The sequence below is a fragment of the Levilactobacillus lindianensis genome (assembly GCF_003946095.1).
In the GTDB taxonomy this organism is placed as follows: domain Bacteria; phylum Bacillota; class Bacilli; order Lactobacillales; family Lactobacillaceae; genus Levilactobacillus; species Levilactobacillus lindianensis.
This window is the reverse complement of the sequence record NZ_RHOD01000004.1, coordinates 87,715-106,556: the sequence shown is the minus strand read 5'-3', so window position 1 is coordinate 106,556 and position 18,842 is coordinate 87,715. Positions and strand designations below refer to the sequence as shown.

Genomic DNA, 18,842 nt, shown 5'->3' with positions numbered 1-18,842 from the left:
TGGCCGGGGCCCGTAAACCACTAATCCTGGGCAAATGATCAGGGGCGAAAACAAAAGGTTGCTTTTTAGGATTGACGGTTGTATGATACTCTCATCAACCACGAGGAAAGCGGGGGAAAGATGATGGAGATGAACTTAACTGAACTGGCTCAGACCACGAAGGTGGACGCCAGCCGAATTCAAGAATACGTTGCCATGGGCCTCTTAGGCGCTGACCATTCTGCAACCCAATTCGATGATTCGGACATGTATTGGATCGATATGATTCAATGTTTTCAGGATAACGGGACGTCTTTAGAAGACCTATCCGGATTAATGCCACGGTGTCGTAAGGCACAGACGCGGCTAACGCAAGTGAACTAAATTTAAGCTTGGTATTCGTCATAGGAGTACCCCTGAAATTGCAGCCCTCGTGGACTGCAATTTTTTTGTAGGTTGAAAAGATAGTGTCGTAGCCCGAAAGGCGGCCTGCGGCTAAGTGTTGACCGGCAATACTGGTGACGGTCAATAATTGCCAGTGACAAGTTACTGGCCGGGTTCTAGCATTTTGAGTTCTTCGGGTTGGTTAAAGTTTGCCGTCATGAGTGCTACTGGAGGAGGGGCAGTGGCAGCACCTGCCTTGTACATCATTATCCTATAGAGGATCTTGTTTTGAACGTCAATTTAGGCCATAAAAAAGTCGCCATCCTCTCTGGAATGGCGACTTCTTCAGTTATCCTAGTTGGCCTTAATTTGCTTGATCAGCTGTTGCATTGCTTGCGCTTTGTATTCAGCTGCGGCGGCTTGGGTAACTTTCTTCTGTTCTGCTGGGGACATCGTTGGATTCTTGACCATAGCGGCCATCACCTTGGATTTCACGTAGGTCATTGCTGCGGCCTTTTGTTTGGCTTGGAAACTCTTGGTGCTTGCCATTTTTTGAAGCTTTTTAGCCTGAGTGGTGCTGAGGACCGTCCAGGACTTGTTCAAGTAGATAGTATTTGTTTCCTTTACGTACTGATGGCCGTTACCGGTCAGACCGAACCAAAAGCGACTGGAGCCGTTCTTGAATTCACGGTAGACCTTCTTTGTCACCATCCGGTTAGCCCCGGAAGTCCGCTTGATGATGTTGGTGGTCGTCACTTTAGCGGCGGTGTGAGTGGCCTTCTTGGCGTTGGCACTGGTCTTGTAAACGTAGACCCGATGCTTGTCAGCCGTTCCGACAGATTGGTAAATCATCATTGGTAGTTGTTTAGAAGGCGAAGCGGAGTAGATCTTTTGCGTACGTGTTGTTGATTCGTTATGCAGGCCGAAGTGGTAATGATCATTGCGAATCATGAAGAAGATACTAGTCAGTAACGATAAGATGGCGAGGCCAGTTAAGATGTTGCTGACGGTTCGGTTGTCGATATAGATAAAGAAGATAAACGCGAGAACTGCGGATAATGCGAGCGTTACTAAAATCATTAGGCGGCACCTCCTTGTTGGGTGTCCTCGTCCGCTAAATGAACGGAGTGGTTGCTACCCTTTAAGAAGAAGGCAACAAAGAGTGCGACGACACTGAAGCCGATGGCAATTCCGAAAGCGGCATGGTAACCGGATAGTGTGGCGTCGATAGCCCCCTTGGCATAGCTCAGAGGATTGGTTGTCAAGACGTGCTTAGCAGGCATGCTGTTCTTGGTCACGTTGGTCAAGACACTGACCAGGATGGCCGTTCCCACGGAGCTCGCCACTTGGCGTTGCGTGTTGTTCACGGCGGTCCCATGACTAATCATGTTAGCGGGCAAGGCATTCATCCCCGCAGTTGTTGATGGCATCATTACCATAGCAATCCCAAACATCCGGATAGCGTAGAGTACCACGATGTAAATCGTCGAGGTATCCTGCGTAATCCAAACGAATGGCAAGGTCCCAATGGTTAGGAGAAACATCCCCAGCGTTGCGAGGTGCTTGGCCCCAAAGCGGTCAAAGGCTCGGCCAGTAATGGGACTCATGATCCCCATCATTAAGGCCCCGGCTAACAGCGTCAGACCAGAGTGGAAGGCGGACATGCCCTTGACCATTTGAAGGTAAAGGGGAATAACCATTTCGACACCAACCATGGCCATGTTAACCACAGAGCTCAGGATAGCGGCAATCGTAAATTCTTTGGACTTGTAAACTCGGAAGTTTAAGAATGGATCGTCCATGACGAGTTGACGCCAGACGAATAAGCCCACGAAAACAAAACCGATAATTAAGGTTGAGAGCACGGTGAGGCTTCCCCAACCGTCGTCCCCAACGGAAGAGAAACCGTAGAGCATACTTCCGAATCCAATCGTTGAGAGAATTGCGGACAGCACATCAAGTGGGGATTTGTGCGTCTCCAAGACGCTGCGCATAATCCAGAAGCTGGCTAGAATGACGATGGCGACGATTGGAATAATCATGCCAAAGAGGTCGCGCCAAGTCCAGTTGTCGATCACCCAACCAGAAAGAGTTGGCCCGATGGCTGGTGCCAGTCCGATAACGATTCCGGCCAGGCCCATGGCAGTTCCCCGCTTGTTAGCGGGGAAGATGGTCAGCATCATCGTTTGCAGTAGTGGCATCGAAACCCCAACACCGACGGCTTGAATCAGACGTCCCGTCAGAAGCATTGGAAAGTTAACGGCCGACCAACAGGTGATCGTTCCGATTAAGAATGTAGACATGGCTGAGATGTACAGCCATTTGGAACTGAAAGTTGTTAGTAACCACGCGCTAATTGGAATCATAATACCATTAACCAGTAAGAAACCGGTCGTCAACCACTGAACCGTTGATGTTGTCACATCAAACGTCTTCATCAAGGTTGGAAAGGCGGTAGTTAAAATTGTTTGGTTTAAAACGGTACAAAACGTCCCCACTAGCAGGAGGATAACCAGTAATGAACGGTTATAAGGTTTGCCGTTGGTATCAAGTGCATTGCCCAAGTGAATTCCCTCTTTTTTATAAAATTAAGTCTGAAAACAACTATACGCAGGATTGCATCTTTTGTCAACTAGCTTGACATGAGTTACAGAATATATATACTATTTGGAGAAAAGGAAACACTTAGATGAAATTACCTAACAAGATTCACAAACGCTTTCATTACGATCACGTGGCGATTTTGACGAAGGCCGTTTAAACGAAGAAAGTAGGCGATCGGCATGATTCATGAAGATGCGGCAAAATTATTTAAAAAAATTCCAATGGAACAAATTGTTTTAGGAATCGGTGATGTGGCCAAGGCAACGGGCGTCTCACAGAGTCAAATTCGCTACTGGGAACGGAAAGGATATATTGAAAGTCAGGTCGTCGAAGATGGCAAAAATCGGAAGTTTTCCTATAAGACGTTGTTGAAAGTCCAGCAGATTAAGATGCACATGGACGACGGCTATACCTTAGTGGCGGCTGTTAAGCTAGCACAACGGCGAGGGGCCTTCCTTGATGCCTTGCGATCCTTTTTTGAAGAACGTTTCGTTCATATTGAATTGGTTGACGATGATATTCAAATTAATATGGGTGTCTTCGATCCAGATCCCACGAAAGACTTAGTGGCGGAGCGCATCGCTGGCAAGTGGGAATTTAAACTAGTTGCTCACGAGAAGTAGGGGCAAACCGTTGTGTCTCATCGGTAACAATGGTAATCTGAAGGCACGGGAGGAACTTAAAGCCCCGGGCAGAAAAAACTTTCGATACCAATCGATCTTCTGGCTGGATTGGTGGTCAATCATGTTGTTGACGTGTTGTGAAACCAGGCGAATAACCATGAGTAATAGCGCGTTTATCTCGCGCCTAGACTACGTTAATGAATGTTAACGTAAGCGATCGTGAAACTAAAACGACGTGTTTTTGGAAAATTGATGTATTTTGATTTTTCGCTCGCCCGGAGCGGCTCCCGTGACGGTTAGTCAAGTTTAGAAAGTTCTTGACTGGCCGTTTTTGTGTGGGTGAAAAATTCCTGAGAATATGGCAAAATTATTAAAATGATAAATCGAGGCAGAGCAAGGGATTTCTGGAACAGTCAGCATCGCGGCTAAATAATTTTGAAAAAGATGAATCAAGATTGTTGTAATTTATTTTTAGCATGGTAATATAACAAAATCGCTTTAAACCAAAACTATGAAGGATGGTGTTATACATGCTGTTACGACAAGCTACTATGGCTGACTTACCACAAATTGAATCGATTATCCGTGATGGCCGTGAATTACTGGCGGCCCAATCCATTGATCAGTGGCAGGGAACTTATCCCAACACGGCCGTTATGGTCGACGACATTCACCAAGGATGGACGGTTGTCTTGGAAGAGAATGACGAGATTTTAGGAACTGCTGCAGTCATTCCTGGAATCGATGTGAGCTACGAACAGATTGAAGGGGCTTGGTTGACCCAAGATTCGCCATACTTGGCTATTCATCGTGTCGCAGTATCGAGCCACCATCATGGTCGCGGTCTCGCTGGGGAACTTTTCCAACGACTCTTCGCGCAGGCTGATCAATCGGAAAGCATCGAAAGTATTCGGATTGACACACATCCCGATAACCGAGGAATGCAACACGTTATCAAGAAGAATGGCTTCACTGAAACCGGTAAGGTGGAATTGAAGGGGATGGACTTGCAAGGAGTGAAGGACTTTGCTTACGAACGTTTGACTGCCAATGTAAAGCCAGCTCATTTGAACCAAGCGGCCGTCACTAAATAAACTATCTTATATATAGAAGGATTGTTGCCAGGTTAATCTTGGGGCAATCCTTTTTACATAGTCGGGTCGTGCCAAAAGGACCTTTTCATTCTCCCTAAACTCTGCGATAATAAGACTTAGCAGAGCCAAATTGGGGTGACGAGAAATGACACAGAATGGATTGACGGGTGGCCGCTTCTTACTGGTCACGGTACTCAACGTGGTCATTACAGTTTTTGAACTCATCGGGGGATTACTCTCGGGAAGTCTTTCCCTATTGTCAGACGCTTTTCACAACCTGGGAGATGCGTTGTCCGTAGTTCTGAGCTATGTCGCGCATCGGATCGGGGGCCGGCAGCAGAGCCGAACCAATACCTTCGGTTACCGGCGAGCAGAAATTTTAGCGGCCCTGTTGAATTCGGGAATCTTGATTATCGTCTCACTGGTTCTGGCCGTCGAAGCTGTTCGGCGACTCTTACATCCAGAGCCGGTTAAAGGGGATATCATGCTACTGGTGGCGGTGATTAGTTTTGCGGCTAACCTGCTGTCGACCTTACTCTTGAACAGAGGGGCTAAGCATAACCTCAATATTCGGGCAACGTACTTACACTTGTTGAGTGATGCTTTGGCTTCGGTCGGCGTGATCGTTGGGGCTATCCTGATTACCATCTGGCAGATCAGTTGGGTGGATCCGCTCATCACGATTGTCGTGGCGGGGTATATCATCTGTGAGTCATGGCCGATTATCAAGCAGACCTTTAGAATTCTAATGGAGGCTGCGCCGGAACTGGATTACGAAGCCATCGCTCACGATATTCTCCAGTTACCTGAGGTTGAAGGGGTCCACCACATTCACGCCTGGTTGATTGACGAAAACAATATTGTTTTCTCTGTCCACGTGAACATGGACAATCTTCCCTTAGCCGAGATTGAACCCACGTATCGGCAGATTGAAAAGCTCCTCTGTCACCGGTACGGGATTAACCACGTCACCGTTCAGGCTGAATGCCGACGGGGGATGGGAACAGACCTGATTCATAAAACAAATGATTGGCGCCATGAGTAGGGCAGTTGTTGTTCGGAACGTAAATTAGATGAGGTGAACAGTATGACTCCGATGAAGGAGGATTATTTAAAAATTATTTTCGAACTAGGTGGTCGGCAAAAGAAAGTTTCCAACAAGCAGATTGCAATTAGTTTGAATATTGCTGCCGGTTCAGTGACTGAAATGGTTAACAAGATGGCTGCTGAGGGATTGGCAGAACACACCCCATACGCCGGCATTTCACTGACTAGCCGCGGCATCCGTTTGGCTGAGGATCTGGTTAGAAAGCACCGGATTTGGGAAGACTTTCTGGTAGAAAAGTTAGGCTATGCCCTGCCTGATGTTCATGACGAGGCGGAGGTTTTGGAACACGTCACGAGTCCCAAACTCATCAATGCCTTGGACGATATGCTGGGTAATCCCACGCACTGTCCCCATGGTGGGGTCATTCCCGATCGGTTAGGTCATTATCACGAGGATAGTCACACCGTGTTGAACGATGCCGAAGATGGTAGCGTGGTCACGGTAGACCGGTTCATCGACAATCACGATCTCTTAACTTATCTGGGCGACCTAAAGTTAGATATCGGGGACCAGTTGAAGGTTTTGAAGCACGATCCATTTGAGGGTCCGGTGACCGTTCAGAACCTTACGGACAATGCCGAACTCATCGTGAGCTATAAGGCGGCCCACTACATTTTTGTTAAATAAATTATGGGAAGCGAAGAACAGTCTCTTCGCTTTTTTGTTACTCAGATATTCTCGCGGGCGTGGAGTGTCGTATAATGAATGAGATAATGTAAACGACAGGAGGGTCTGCGGTGAGTAGCCAGAAAAAACGGGACCAGTTAATCTTACATACGGCGCTAACGGCAGGCCGCATCATGATTGAGAATGGTTCGGAAATCGAACGGGTTGAGGATACCATGACGCGAATCGCCCACAATGCCGGCGCTAAAACCAGTCAACTCTTCGTGATGATTACCGGAATTCTCATGGCCATCAACGGTGAGGTAGGGGCGCAGATCCAACCGGTCAAGCGGCGCACGTTTGACCTGGAAAAGATTGCCGTAGTTAACCAGCTTTCCAGGGCGTTTGCTGCACATGACATTACTTTGCGGCAATTTGCTGACAAGCTAGACCATCTCGACAGTGAAACCAAGTACTTCCCAATGTGGGCTCAGTTACTGGCCGCTGCGATGGTCAGTGGTCCCCTTGAAGTGGTCTTTCGTCACAATCTACATGACTTTTGGATCTCGTGTTTCGTGGGGATGATTGGCTGGCTGGTCTTCTATCTACTGAATAAATTCATCCAGATTCGATTCCTGTCAGAATTTGCCGGTGCTGCGACGATTGGGATTCTTGCCGTATTTGTCGTCCATCTGGGTCTGGGGATCAGTGTCGATGACATCATCATCGGTGGGGTCATGCCACTGGTTCCCGGTGTGCCGATTACCAACTCGGTGCGCGATGTGCTTGCCGGTAATCTGGTGAGTGGACCAGCCCGGGCGGTAGAAGCCCTAGTGAGTGCTGCCGCCATTGGATTTGGGATCGCCATGGTCCTGCAGTTCTTATAAGGAGCGATCGACATGACAGTATTAGAGTTTTTTATCGAGGTCGCGGGAACCTACGTCTCGACACTGGCCTTCGGGGTCCTCATTAATATCCCAAGACGTGCCTTGAATTTTGGCGGGTGGATTGGGGTTTTGGGCTTTTTGCTATACCGATTCACCGTCTTAAGCGGGGGTGGCTATGTGGTAGGTAACCTACTGGGAGCCTTCGCTATTGGGGTTGCTTCTCTGCAGGCGGCCCGTATTAAAAAGATGCCGATGATCCTCTTCAATATCCCGGCTCTGGTGCCACTGGTGCCCGGAGGACAAGCTTATCAAATGATTAAGAATTTCGCCCTAGGCCAGAACGCCACCGCTTTTGTCTTCATGATGCAAGTGGCGATGATCTCCGGTTCTATTGCGTTTGGCTTCCTCTTATCAGAATTGGTCAATCGGGTCCAGCAACGTGCATGGCGTCACCGTCGCTAGGCAAATCCCGACCGCCCTCTAGAAATCTAGGCGGGAGGTGGTATACTCATTGCTAGGGGTTTCCCAGAATCGGGTAAGACGAAAGGAATTACAATCATGATGCTATTTGATCGAGACCGGGATCGGCCGTGGAAGTTCACACTTGCCACCGCCCTCTTCCTGGTCGTTGCGTTTTTCGTAAAGGCACAGAATGCCTACGTGAGCTTCTTGGACTCGTCAATTATTGACGTGATTCAGAAGAACCAACCAGGTTGGAAAACGCTACTTTATCGAGGAGTGACCAGTCTAGCTGAGCCCAAGTTAGCGATTATTTGGGTTCTAGTGCTGGCGTTCTTCCTTTGGGGCTTTAAATTTAAAATTCCAGCACTTTGGTGTTTGGCAACATTGGCTAGTGGGGACGTCATCGCGTCACTCGTGAAGAAGGTCGTCGCCCGCGACAGACCGGCAACGCATTTGGCGATTGATGATGGCTTTAGTTTCCCCAGCGGTCACGTGTTTGGAACATTCCTCGTCATTGCGATGATTTGGGTGATTCTATTGCCGATGATTGGTAGGGCCTGGAAGGCTTGGTTACTGCGAATTGTCTTGATTATTTGGATGGTCTTGGTGATGATCTCACGGGTCTATCTCAATGCGCATTTCCCAACAGATACGATTGGGGCGGTTCTGCTGGCGTACCTGTGGTTACAGGTAGCCGAAGGACTCTACATCCGGCTTGCGCCGATGATGCAGGGGTGGCCGTTGCTGAAACGTTCCGAGATTTGACCTGTCGGCCGGATGGTCATGTGGGTTAATGACTGAATAAACTAAAAATAGAGCACCGCAGCAGCTGATCGTCTTGGCTATTGCGGTGCTCTTTAATTTTGTCATGGGAACGATACTGGCTGGCTATCCACGATTAAAGTGCTATCAGTGCCAGGTGTCCATGAATCATGTAAAAAGGCCAACGCCATCCGGTATTATGCCAAATGGTGTTGACCTATTTGTATGGATTTATTTTTTATAGGGATTGGTTAGCGTGACCATAGAGTCATGAGCTAATATCTATCAGCCGGTAAGGCGGACAGTGCCAATGTTAGTCGAGATCGTCCAGCCATTCTTGGGCCAGGTCCATCCAGTGGGCGACGTGTGGCAATGCCGTTCCTGGCTTCCAGGCCGTCACCGGATTGGCCAGTGCGAGGCCGTGTGGGCCGTGGTGGAATAAGTGAAGCTCCGTGTCTACGCCTTGCGCAATTGAGGCCTGAGCGTAGGCGAGAGCGTTCTGAACGGGTACTAGGGGATCAGCCGCAGTGGCCCAGACGAAGGTCGGCGCATTCTCAGCAGTGACGCGCTGGTCTGCCGCAATCTTTGCCGGGGCATTGGTCCAGGCATCAAGTGTGGCGGGGTCGGTAGGGAACCCAGCCTTAGGCGTGATGACCGGATAGCCTAGGATGATCGCCTGTGGTTTTAGGATTTCGGTTGAGACGCCAACCTTTTTGGCAAAGTCCGTGATATGCCAAAGGTCATTGTAGAGGGAAACGATATGGCCACCGACTGAGAATCCGGCGATTGTAATGCGGTCAGGATCGATTTGCCAGGCTGTTGCATTTTGCCGGAGACTAGCCACTGTCTGAGCCAATTCGATGACTGGGGCCGGTAGGAGGGGCTGCTTTTCCGCGACAAAGCTATAGCGTAGAAAGAACGCCTGGTAACCACGAGCAGACCAAGCAAGTGCCAGGTCTTCGGCCTGCTGTTCGGGAATATGAGTGTAGGACCCCCCGGGAACGATGATCATGGCCGGATAGTGCTGTGGTGTGGTCGCGTCCTGCCGTAAGTAACCCTGTAGGTAAGCGTTGGAGTTGGATGCCAAGGATTGTTTGATAATTTTCATTGCGAAACCTCCTGTTTTCAGTCATGATAGGGACAACAAACTAGGCCGATCTAAAGCCTAGCTTGCGAAGCTAGTTGCGTTTATTGTAACGCAATTCAACGAGTGACGGAAATTAGGAGGGAGAAATCATGATTGTAGAAACGAAACGTCTAATCGTTAGACCGGTAACTGACAGTGACCGCGCAGCCTATGGTGAGCTACTCTCGATGCCTGAGGTTGCTTCACCGGCCGGTCAAAACATGGCCCCAACCGCGGAACAGCTGGATAGTTGGTTTCAAAGTGAGAAGGCTACGGGGATGGCCTTTGCTATCGTAGATAAGGCCACGAACCGCTATATTGGCTCGATTGTCTGGTATCCGGTAGTCAATGAAAACGGGGAACCAGACGAGACTAGCCGTGAATTAGGCTACTTGATGCGACCAGAGTACTGGGGACAAGGGTTGATGACAGAAGCCCTGCGAGGAAGTATACAGGGTGTTCGTCAACATTATGCAGGATTGCGGGAGATTAGGGCCGCCGTTCTGAAAAATAATACGCGATCTTTACATGTTTTGGAAAAACTAAATTTCCAGGTGGTGGATCCGGAGGTTAGCTTGCCTGTTGGGGAGAGCCTGACCCCAAAACCACAAGTTTTATTGGCGTTTCGTCTTGATTTGTAAGAAAAAAAACAATTTGCGCTCACACCAAATTAACCTTGCAAAATCAGATAGCGGTAGCTATACTACAATGTGTTGATGAAAAGGGTACCGCTAATAATATTTATTCATCCGTAAAAAGGCGGTTTTTTACGGTGGCGAATGTTGGAAGCAAAGCCAATCACAGCCTGTGATCTGGTGGGGTGACCGCATTCAAAGTTCTGAGACCGCCATAGCAACGTAAAGCGTTATGAAGTGCTTTCAATGGTTTAGTCATGTGCATTTCTTCACCATGGTGAAAAGTTATGGGGCTATGTTGAGAAGGTCCTTCGAGCAAGAAGGAGGAAAAGAACATGAAGCAGGATATTACAAAGTCATCCACACCAGAAGTCACGGAATCCGTTAAGCGGGGTCTCAAGACCCGTCACGTTTCCATGATTGCTTTAGGCGGGTGCATTGGTACCGGGCTTTTCGTAGCAAGTGGTTCTGCCATTTCTACAGCTGGACCCGGTGGGGCGTTAGTAGCATACATTGGGATGGGCCTGATGGTCTACTTCCTAATGACAAGTTTGGGAGAAATGGCAACGAACATGCCAATTTCAGGGTCGTTTGCGGCTTATTCTTCCAAGTATGTGGATCCAGCACTCGGATTCGCAATGGGTTGGAACTACTGGTTTAACTGGGCAATCACGGTTGCCGTGGATATTTCGACGGCGGCTCTGGTTATGAAGTTCTGGTTACCAGGGGTTCCCGGCTGGATCTGGAGTCTGATTGCACTGGTCTTGATTGTCTTTATCAATGCCATGTCAGTTCAGGCCTTCGGTGAAACCGAATTTTGGATGTCCTTAATTAAGGTCATCACGATCTTCGTTTTCTTAGCCGTCGGGTTCATGACGATCGTCGGAATCATGGGTGGTCATGCCACTGGCCTAGAAAACTTTACTTACAAAAAGGCACCATTCGTGGGTGGCTTCCCAGCCATTCTGAGTGTGTTCGTGGTTGCCGGGTTCTCATTCCAAGGAACCGAATTAGTCGGAATCACTGCTGGTGAATCCGAAGATCCGGAACACGATGTGCCTAAGGCCATCAACCAGGTATTTTGGCGGATTATTTTATTCTATATCTTAGCAATTTTCGTCATTGCCGCCGTCTTACCTTACACGAGTCCTGATTTACTGGGCTCTTCCGCTAGTGACGTTGCCATTAGTCCCTTCACGTTGGTCTTCCGACGTGCTGGACTGGCTGCCGCGGCTAGTGTGATGAACGCGGTTATCTTAACTTCCGTGATTTCATCCGCTAACTCCGGGATGTACGCCTCTACTCGGATGCTGTACTCCTTGTCCAAGGAAGGCTACGCACCAAAGCTCTTCGAACGGACCTGGAAGAATGGGATTCCTTATCCTGCATTGATTGCAACGACTATCGTTGCCGCCGTGACTTTCTTCACCAGTATTGCCGGACCACAGATTTACCTGTGGTTGGTGGCTGCTAGTGGATTAACCGGATTCATTGCTTGGTTCGGGATTGCGTTGTCACACTACCGGTTCCGGCGAGCATTCGTTCGTCAAGGCCATAAGCTCAGCGAGTTGAAGTACCATGCTAAGTGGTTCCCAGTGGGTCCACTGTTAGCCTTGGTTCTCTGTGTCGCCGTGATTGTTGGTCAAGACCCACAATCCTTCTTCACCGGTAACTGGGAACAAGTCCTGATCACCTACATCAGTGTGCCATTAGTTCTGGTTCTTTACACGGTGTACAAGATTCGGCACCACACGAAGTTAATTCCTTTGGACGAAGTTGACGTTTCGCCAATCCACGAAGAAGGAACGCTGAAAAACAAAGATTAATAGTCTGACTTGATCATCAACAAATAAAATTAAATTTTCTGCGGCGCCCAGTCGAGTAAGTCTTGACTAGGCGCCGTTTTATATCCCTCAAGGGGACAAATGACGTGACCTGCTGAGGTGAAATTCCCCACGACATATTGTCTTTTTACGGTAGGGTTGGTACAATATGTAGTGTTGAAAAATTTCCGGGGGAGTCCCCGGTGCGTCAGTAAATAAAGGAGAGATTGCATGCTCGTACTATCAGGAACCATTGGCGCCGGCAAGACTAGTTTGACTAGTCTGCTTGCCGACCACCTTCACAAACCAGCTTTTTATGAATCAGTGGATGACAACAAGATCCTACCGTTGTTCTATCAAAACCCACAGAAGTATGCCTTTCTGTTACAGATCTATTTTCTTAACAAGCGGCTGGACAGCATCAAGGCAGCCAACGCTGATGACGAGAGTGTGCTCGATCGTTCTATCTTCGAAGATTCCTTACTCTTTCATTTGAATGCTGATTTAGGACGGGCTACGGCCACTGAAGTTGACATCTATGACTCCTTACTGGCCAACATGATGGAAGAACTTCCTGACGCAACACACAAGAAGAATCCTGACTTGTTGATTCACATCAACATCTCCTTTGAAACGATGCTAGAACGGATTAAGAAACGCGGCCGTTCTTTCGAACAAATCGACCATGACCCGAGCTTGTATGAATACTACAAGGAACTCGACCAACGCTATGTCAACTGGTATAATAATTACGACAAGTCCCCTAAGATGCAAATCGATGGTGACAAGTTGGACTTCGTAGAAGACGCTGACGCTCGTCGTCAGGTTCTTCAATTAATCGATGAAAAGATTGCAACACTCTAATCGTTGTCTAAACCGTTAAAGTGCGGTATGATAATGACAATTAGTAAACACGACGTGCCTTATTAAGTAGATGGTCAGAGAAGCGGGGTAAGCTGAAAACCGCAACATCGAAACTTCCAGCACGACTAAATAGTGGGCGGGTAATGCCGCACGGTGCAGACCGTTATCATGTTCAAGTGTATGGCTTGTGCCATGAACTTGGGTGGTACCGCGAAGGTCTTCGTCCCATGTGACGGAGGCCTTTTTTGTATCATCCAGCAAATCGAAGGGAGTTTAATCATGTTAGATTTAAAGTTAATTCGCCAAGAACCAGACTTTATTAAAGAAAAGTTAGCGACAAGAAATGTCGATCCAGCCGACATCGATGCTTTACTGGCCCTGGATGCCAAACGGCGTGAGTTGATCGTCAAGAGTGAAACCATGAAGGCACAGCGTAACACGGTGTCCGATGAGATTTCTCAGTTGAAGCGTAACAAGGAAGATGCCGACAACAAAATTAAGGAGATGCGTCAAGTTAGTGCCGACATTAAGGCCTTAGACGCTGAACTCGACACCTTGAAGGACCAAGTTCACGATGCTGCTGCTCACTTGCCCAACATTCCTAACGACAACGTTCCTGTTGGCTTAGATGAAGATGGCAGTGTCGAATTACGGCAATGGGGGGAGAAACCTAACCTAGACTTCGAGCCTAAGGCGCATTGGGAGATTGGGGAAGACCTAGGCATCCTTGACTTCGAGCGTGGCGCTAAGGTCTCTGGTAGCCGTTACCTGTATTACATGGGTCTCGGCGCCCGGCTAGAACGTGCCGTTTACAATTTCTTCCTGGATCAGAACACGGCAGCCGGCTTCACAGAAGTTCTGCCACCATACATTGTGAATGATGATTCTATGTACGGGACGGGTCAATTTCCTAAGTTTAAGGAAGACGTCTACCAGTTACGTGACGAGGACATGACGTTGATTCCAACGGCCGAAGTGCCTCTGGTGAATTACTATCGTAACGAAGTCATTCCTGAAGAGAAGCTACCAGTCTGGTTCACGGCCTTGACGCCAGCCTTTCGTTCTGAAGCGGGGAGTGCCGGGCGCGATACTCGCGGCTTGATTCGACTTCACCAATTCAACAAGGTTGAGATGGTGAAGTTCTGTAAGCCAGAAAATTCCTGGGATGAACTGGAGGCTCTGACTAAGCACGCTGAGATGCTCTTACAGAAGCTGGGACTGGCTTACCACGTCATTACACTCACAACCAGTGATATGAGCTTTACAGCCGCTATGACGCACGACTTAGAGGTCTGGTTCCCGAACCAGAATACTTACCGTGAAATTTCCAGTTGTTCAAACACGACTGATTTCCAAGCACGGCGCGCCCACATCCAGTACCGCGATGACAAAGGGAAGCTACAATATGTCCATGCCTTGAATGGGTCTGGCTTGGCTGTTGGCCGGGCAGTTGCCGCTATTTTGGAAAATTATCAAAATGCTGATGGTTCTGTCACTATTCCAGACGTCTTGGTTCCTTACATGGGTGGGGTCACCCGGATTACCAAGTAACGCATTTTTGGATAATTACACGACAAGCTTCAGCGAGGAGCTCGACTCTATGGTCGGGCTCTTTTTGTGTTTTCGGGAGGGAAGTGAGGGCCTGGCACAGTTTCTTGGAAAAAAGTTCAAAAAAAGGCTAGCTTTTTTATTTGGGATACGATACAATATTAAATGTTGTTACGGGAGTAGTTATTCAGTCAGCGAATATTTATTCAAAATAATTTGAAATTGTTGTTGACATCATCTTCCTGGCATGGTAAATTATAATAGTTGTTTCGAGCGAGGTTGTCTTGTTTGAAAGCATATGGAGGATTAGCTCAGTTGGGAGAGCGTCTGCCTTACAAGCAGAGGGTCACAGGTTCGAGCCCTGTATCCTCCATTGGGAATAAAGTCCCTGGCGTTAGTTCGCCAACGTTGCAGGTGTGGCGGAACTGGCAGACGCGCTAGATTTAGGTTCTAGTGTCTTATGACGTGGGGGTTCGAGTCCCTTCACCTGCATTAACTAAATATTGCAAAATATTTATTCAAAAATATTTTGCCGACTTAGCTCAGTTGGCAGAGCATCTCACTAGTAATGAGGAGGTCGGAGGTTCGAATCCTCTAGTCGGCATGGTTCCATTAATTTAATAGCCAATTTGCGGAAGTAGTTCAGTGGTAGAACATCACCTTGCCATGGTGGGGGTCGCGGGTTCGAATCCCGTCTTCCGCTTTTTAACCCCTTTGCCGGGGTGGCGGAATTGGCAGACGCACAGGACTTAAAATCCTGCGGTCAGTGATGACCATACCGGTTCGATCCCGGTCCTCGGCATTTAACTTAATAATAATTATGCACCCATAGCGCAATTGGATAGAGTGTCTGACTACGAATCAGAAGGTTGTAGGTTCGACTCCTACTGGGTGCATTTTTGTTGCTTATGTCTCATAAGCAATTTTCGGGAAGTAGCTCAGCTTGGTAGAGCACCTGGTTTGGGACCAGGGGGTCGCAGGTTCGAATCCTGTCTTCCCGATTTGACTAGCTTAATATTTTGCTGGTGAGCTTTCTTCGGGAAGTAGCTCAGCTTGGTAGAGCACCACGTTCGGGACGTGGGGGTCGCAAGTTCAAATCTTGTCTTCCCGATTTTTTTATCTCTCGAATACATATTATAATAATAACGACTGGATTCCTTACTAATTGTTTGGAAGCTGGCCGTTTTTTTGTTATGATAGTTTACCGGAACTTCTTCAGAGGCACGGGCTAATCCGTTGCTTTTTTGGTGGAATTTCGTATAATATTAGTCAACATTAGTCAGATAACTGTGGCGAAGGGGGGACGATAATGGAGAATCAGAATATTTCGGATATTATTGAATCTTACCTGAAGCAGATTCTGGCAGAATCCCAACAGGTCGAAATCCGCAGAGCGGAGATCGCTGACCAGTTTAATGTGGTGCCATCACAGATTAATTACGTGATTAAGACCCGTTTTACCATTCAGGACGGCTATGTCGTTCGCAGTAAGCGTGGTGGCGGAGGCTACATTCGGATTGAGAAGGTTAAGTTGCTGGATAACTTGGACTTCATCGATTCGTTAGTGAGCGCTGTTGGGGACCAGATTTCACGGCACGATAGCTTGGCAGTGGTGCGAAACCTCTTTGAGGCGGGGACCATTAACCGACGCGAAGCCAATATTATTTTAGCAGCCATTAATAAAGATGCGATTAATACGGGAAGTCGTGAAATGGATGAACGCGTACGCGCGGCGGTCTTGAATTCAATTCTGGACCATTTACGTTACGAGAGTTAAGAAAGCGAGGAGCTGCAATGGATAACCTATTTACACCGAGTGCTAAGAGTGTCTTGGTATTGGCACAGGAACAAGCAAAGTATTTTAAGCACCAAGCGGTGGGAACGGAACACCTGCTACTCGCCCTTACAATTGAAAAGAATGGCATTGCCAACAAGGTTTTGCAGCAGTTTTCGATTACTGAAGACGATGTTCGCGAAGAAATCGAACGGTTTACGGGTTATGGAACATTAGCCAACACCGACAAGGACAGTTACCTGCCCTATTCGCCAAAGGCCAAAACAATGTTAACGTTGGCTGGCGACGAAGCCAAACGACTGGGTGCCACAAAGATTGGGACGGAACACATTCTGTTAGCGTTGCTTAGTGATGAAACGATTTTGTCTTCCCGAATCTTAAAGAACCTGAGTGTTGAATTAACGGATGCTCGGAAGGTGGTTTTACGGAAGCTAGGGATCACCGATACGCCTAAGCGTCGGAATGACAACCGGTCACAACGTCGGGCTGCCCAAGGTGGTACGCCAACGCTGGATTCCTTGGCGCGTAACTTGACCGAGGCGGCTAAGGAAGGTCGGATGGACCCAACAGTCGGGCGTGAAAAAGAAGTTAAACGAGTCATTCAAATTCTGAGTCGTCGGACCAAGAATAACCCCGTGCTCATTGGAGAACCCGGTGTTGGAAAAACAGCGATTGCCGAGGGCTTGGCCCAACGAATTGTGGCCGGCGACGTGCCAGAGGATATGCAAAATAAACGGTTAATGATGCTCGACATGGGTTCTCTAGTTGCCGGGACCAAGTACCGTGGTGAATTTGAAGATCGTTTGAAGAAAGTCATTGAAGAAATCTACAATGATGGTCAGGTTATTCTGTTTATCGATGAACTCCACACGCTGATCGGTGCTGGTGGGGCTGAAGGGGCGATCGACGCCTCAAACATCCTGAAACCAGCCTTGGCTCGTGGTGAGCTCCAAACTATTGGGGCAACGACGCTGGATGAATACCAGAAGTATATTGAATCCGATGCTGCGCTGGAACGGCGGTTTGCGACGGTTCAGGTTAACGAGCCAACGCCTGACGAAGCCTTAGAAATCTTAAAGGGCTTGCGTTCACGTTATGAAGACCACCATCACGTGAATATCACGGATGATGCGTTGGAACAGGCCGTTAAGCTCTCTACGCGCTACATCAGTGACCGTTTCTTACCAGACAAGGCCATCGACCTTATGGATGAAGCGTCGGCTAAAGTCCGCATCGACCAGATGGGTAAGCCAACCCCAGCTTCTAAGCAAGCTCAGGAATTGGCTAGTCTAGCTGATGAGAAGGAAGCGGCTATCGAACAACAGGACTTCGAACGAGCCGCTAAGTTACGGACTCAGGAGATGGCCTTACGTGAAAAGCTGGATGCCCGCAAGGCCAAAGCGGCCGCAGCGGCAGCTGCCAGTGACCAACAGTATACGACGGACGTCACGGGTGAAGACGTGGCTGAAGTGGTGGCTGAGTGGACTGGGGTGCCAATCACACAGTTGAAGCAAACCGATGCTGAACGGTTGGTTAACCTTGAAAAGATCCTGCACAAACGGGTTGTGGGTCAAGAAGAGGCCGTTTCCGCGGTTTCTCGAGCAATTCGCCGGGCTCGTTCCGGATTGAAAGATCCGAACCGGCCAATTGGGTCCTTTATGTTCCTGGGACCAACCGGAGTCGGGAAGACCGAATTAGCAAAGGCCTTGGCTGAAGCTATGTTTGGGTCCGAGAACAACATGATTCGGGTCGATATGAGCGAATACATGGAGAAGTACTCCACGAGTCGTTTGATTGGGTCGGCACCCGGTTATGTTGGCTATGATGAAGGCGGCCAGTTGACTGAAAAGGTTCGTCAAAAGCCATACTCCGTCGTCTTATTCGATGAAGTGGAAAAGGCGCACCCGGATGTCTTCAACATCCTCTTACAAGTCTTAGATGATGGGTATCTCACCGATTCCAAGGGGCGTAAGGTTGACTTCAGAAACACCATCTTAATTATGACGTCTAACTTGGGAGCGACGAAGCTGCGGGATGAAAAGACTGTCGGCTTTGGTGCTGAGGACCAGGCTAACAATTACAAGGCTATGGCTCAGACCATTCGGGAGACCCTTAAGCAGTCATTCCGGCCAGAATTCTTGAACCGGATTGATGAAACGGTTATCTTCCACTCCTTGAAGAAGGACGAACTCCACGAAATTGTGAAGTTAATGGCTAAGCAGATTGTCTTGCGGGTTGCTGACCAAGCCATCAAGCTGAAGATTACGCCAGCTGCAATCGACGTGATTGCCAAGGCTGGATTCGATCCTGAGTACGGGGCACGGCCAATTCGGCGGGCCTTACAGACTCAAGTTGAGGATCGGCTGAGTGAAGCCTTGCTAAGTGGTGAGGTTAAGACCCATGATCAGGTCACTATGGGGGCTTCTCACGGCAAGATGACAATGGCCATCAAGTCTAGCAAGCACCAAGAACCCACGGCAGTTGCCAGTCATTAAATGAAAAGTAAACAAGGGGTAGTCATTCCGATTCAGGGATGGCTATC

At 48.4% G+C, this 18,842-nt stretch carries 17 protein-coding genes and 8 tRNA genes; 22 read left to right on the top strand and 3 right to left on the bottom strand.

Translation table 11 applies throughout. The features are described from left to right. Positions 1–129: 129 nt before the first annotated feature. Positions 130–363: a MerR family transcriptional regulator gene (locus EKM70_RS02630; RefSeq protein WP_225416360.1), complete on the top strand. Its 234-nt coding sequence runs from the start codon at positions 130–132 to the stop codon at positions 361–363. 354 nt (positions 364–717) lie between these two features. On the opposite strand, the gene EKM70_RS02625 is transcribed toward EKM70_RS02630, so the two are convergent. Together EKM70_RS02625 and EKM70_RS02620 are read right to left on the bottom strand one after the other, a co-directional pair. Further along, positions 718–1,443 carry a DUF4811 domain-containing protein gene (locus EKM70_RS02625; RefSeq protein WP_125544966.1) on the bottom strand — a complete coding sequence of 242 codons (726 nt, stop codon included), beginning with the start codon at positions 1,441–1,443 and terminating at the stop codon, positions 718–720. Then, complete coding sequence (locus EKM70_RS02620) at positions 1,443–2,927, bottom strand: MDR family MFS transporter (RefSeq protein ID WP_125544964.1); 1,485 nt, start codon at positions 2,925–2,927, stop codon at positions 1,443–1,445. The genes EKM70_RS02625 and EKM70_RS02620 overlap by 1 nt, the downstream gene beginning before the upstream one ends. A gap of 219 nt (positions 2,928–3,146) precedes the next feature. Between EKM70_RS02620 and EKM70_RS02615 the strand changes: the two genes are divergently transcribed. From EKM70_RS02615 to EKM70_RS02585, 7 genes are all read left to right on the top strand, one after another. Continuing rightward, positions 3,147–3,590 carry a MerR family transcriptional regulator gene (locus EKM70_RS02615; protein WP_225416359.1) on the top strand — a complete coding sequence of 148 codons (444 nt, stop codon included), beginning with the start codon at positions 3,147–3,149 and terminating at the stop codon, positions 3,588–3,590. A gap of 530 nt (positions 3,591–4,120) precedes the next feature. Continuing rightward, the gene (locus tag EKM70_RS02610; RefSeq protein WP_125544962.1) at positions 4,121–4,684 is read left to right on the top strand and encodes a GNAT family N-acetyltransferase; all 564 of its coding nucleotides are present in this window, start codon (positions 4,121–4,123) and stop codon (positions 4,682–4,684) included. A 145-nt stretch (positions 4,685–4,829) separates the two neighbouring features. Continuing rightward, positions 4,830–5,729, top strand: a complete 900-nt coding sequence (locus EKM70_RS02605) for a cation diffusion facilitator family transporter (RefSeq protein ID WP_125544960.1) — start codon at positions 4,830–4,832, stop codon at positions 5,727–5,729. A 42-nt stretch (positions 5,730–5,771) separates the two neighbouring features. Continuing rightward, entirely contained in the window at positions 5,772–6,419 is a 648-nt protein-coding gene (locus EKM70_RS02600; RefSeq protein WP_057879286.1) for a metal-dependent transcriptional regulator, read from the top strand. Between the two features lie 110 nt (positions 6,420–6,529). Continuing rightward, on the top strand, positions 6,530–7,285 hold the full coding sequence (locus tag EKM70_RS02595; RefSeq protein ID WP_125544958.1) for a threonine/serine exporter family protein: 756 nt from the start codon (positions 6,530–6,532) through the stop codon (positions 7,283–7,285). A gap of 12 nt (positions 7,286–7,297) precedes the next feature. Next, a complete protein-coding gene (locus tag EKM70_RS02590) occupies positions 7,298–7,747 on the top strand; it encodes a threonine/serine exporter family protein (protein WP_125544957.1) in 450 nt (149 codons plus the stop codon). A 96-nt stretch (positions 7,748–7,843) separates the two neighbouring features. After that, on the top strand, positions 7,844–8,512 hold the full coding sequence (locus tag EKM70_RS02585; protein WP_125544955.1) for a phosphatase PAP2 family protein: 669 nt from the start codon (positions 7,844–7,846) through the stop codon (positions 8,510–8,512). A 310-nt stretch (positions 8,513–8,822) separates the two neighbouring features. On the opposite strand, the gene EKM70_RS02580 is transcribed toward EKM70_RS02585, so the two are convergent. Then, positions 8,823–9,617: an alpha/beta hydrolase gene (locus EKM70_RS02580; RefSeq protein ID WP_125544953.1), complete on the bottom strand. Its 795-nt coding sequence runs from the start codon at positions 9,615–9,617 to the stop codon at positions 8,823–8,825. A 128-nt stretch (positions 9,618–9,745) separates the two neighbouring features. Between EKM70_RS02580 and EKM70_RS02575 the strand changes: the two genes are divergently transcribed. From EKM70_RS02575 to EKM70_RS02510, 14 genes are all read left to right on the top strand, one after another. Continuing rightward, positions 9,746–10,276 carry a GNAT family N-acetyltransferase gene (locus EKM70_RS02575; protein WP_125544951.1) on the top strand — a complete coding sequence of 177 codons (531 nt, stop codon included), beginning with the start codon at positions 9,746–9,748 and terminating at the stop codon, positions 10,274–10,276. Between the two features lie 329 nt (positions 10,277–10,605). Continuing rightward, positions 10,606–12,096: an amino acid permease gene (locus EKM70_RS02570; protein WP_125544949.1), complete on the top strand. Its 1,491-nt coding sequence runs from the start codon at positions 10,606–10,608 to the stop codon at positions 12,094–12,096. Positions 12,097–12,324: 228 nt separating this feature from the next. Beyond that, the gene (locus EKM70_RS02565) at positions 12,325–12,957 is read left to right on the top strand and encodes a deoxynucleoside kinase (RefSeq protein WP_125544947.1); all 633 of its coding nucleotides are present in this window, start codon (positions 12,325–12,327) and stop codon (positions 12,955–12,957) included. Positions 12,958–13,236: 279 nt separating this feature from the next. Then, positions 13,237–14,508 (top strand): serine--tRNA ligase, encoded by a 1,272-nt coding sequence (serS, locus tag EKM70_RS02560; RefSeq protein WP_125544945.1) that lies wholly within the window; start codon positions 13,237–13,239, stop codon positions 14,506–14,508. Between the two features lie 297 nt (positions 14,509–14,805). Beyond that, positions 14,806–14,878, top strand: a tRNA-Val gene (locus EKM70_RS02555). 37 nt (positions 14,879–14,915) lie between these two features. Continuing rightward, positions 14,916–14,997 (top strand) — tRNA-Leu (locus tag EKM70_RS02550). A 39-nt stretch (positions 14,998–15,036) separates the two neighbouring features. Further along, positions 15,037–15,109, top strand: a tRNA-Thr gene (locus EKM70_RS02545). 27 nt (positions 15,110–15,136) lie between these two features. Next, a tRNA-Gly gene (locus tag EKM70_RS02540) sits at positions 15,137–15,208 on the top strand. Positions 15,209–15,221: 13 nt separating this feature from the next. Further along, a tRNA-Leu gene (locus EKM70_RS02535) sits at positions 15,222–15,307 on the top strand. 20 nt (positions 15,308–15,327) lie between these two features. Beyond that, positions 15,328–15,401 (top strand) — tRNA-Arg (locus tag EKM70_RS02530). Between the two features lie 31 nt (positions 15,402–15,432). Then, positions 15,433–15,506 (top strand) — tRNA-Pro (locus EKM70_RS02525). A 36-nt stretch (positions 15,507–15,542) separates the two neighbouring features. Continuing rightward, positions 15,543–15,616: transfer RNA gene (locus tag EKM70_RS02520), tRNA-Pro, on the top strand. A 198-nt stretch (positions 15,617–15,814) separates the two neighbouring features. Next, positions 15,815–16,282, top strand: a complete 468-nt coding sequence (locus EKM70_RS02515) for a CtsR family transcriptional regulator (protein WP_125544943.1) — start codon at positions 15,815–15,817, stop codon at positions 16,280–16,282. Positions 16,283–16,299: 17 nt separating this feature from the next. Beyond that, entirely contained in the window at positions 16,300–18,795 is a 2,496-nt protein-coding gene (locus EKM70_RS02510; protein WP_125544941.1) for an ATP-dependent Clp protease ATP-binding subunit, read from the top strand. Positions 18,796–18,842 lie beyond the last annotated feature (47 nt).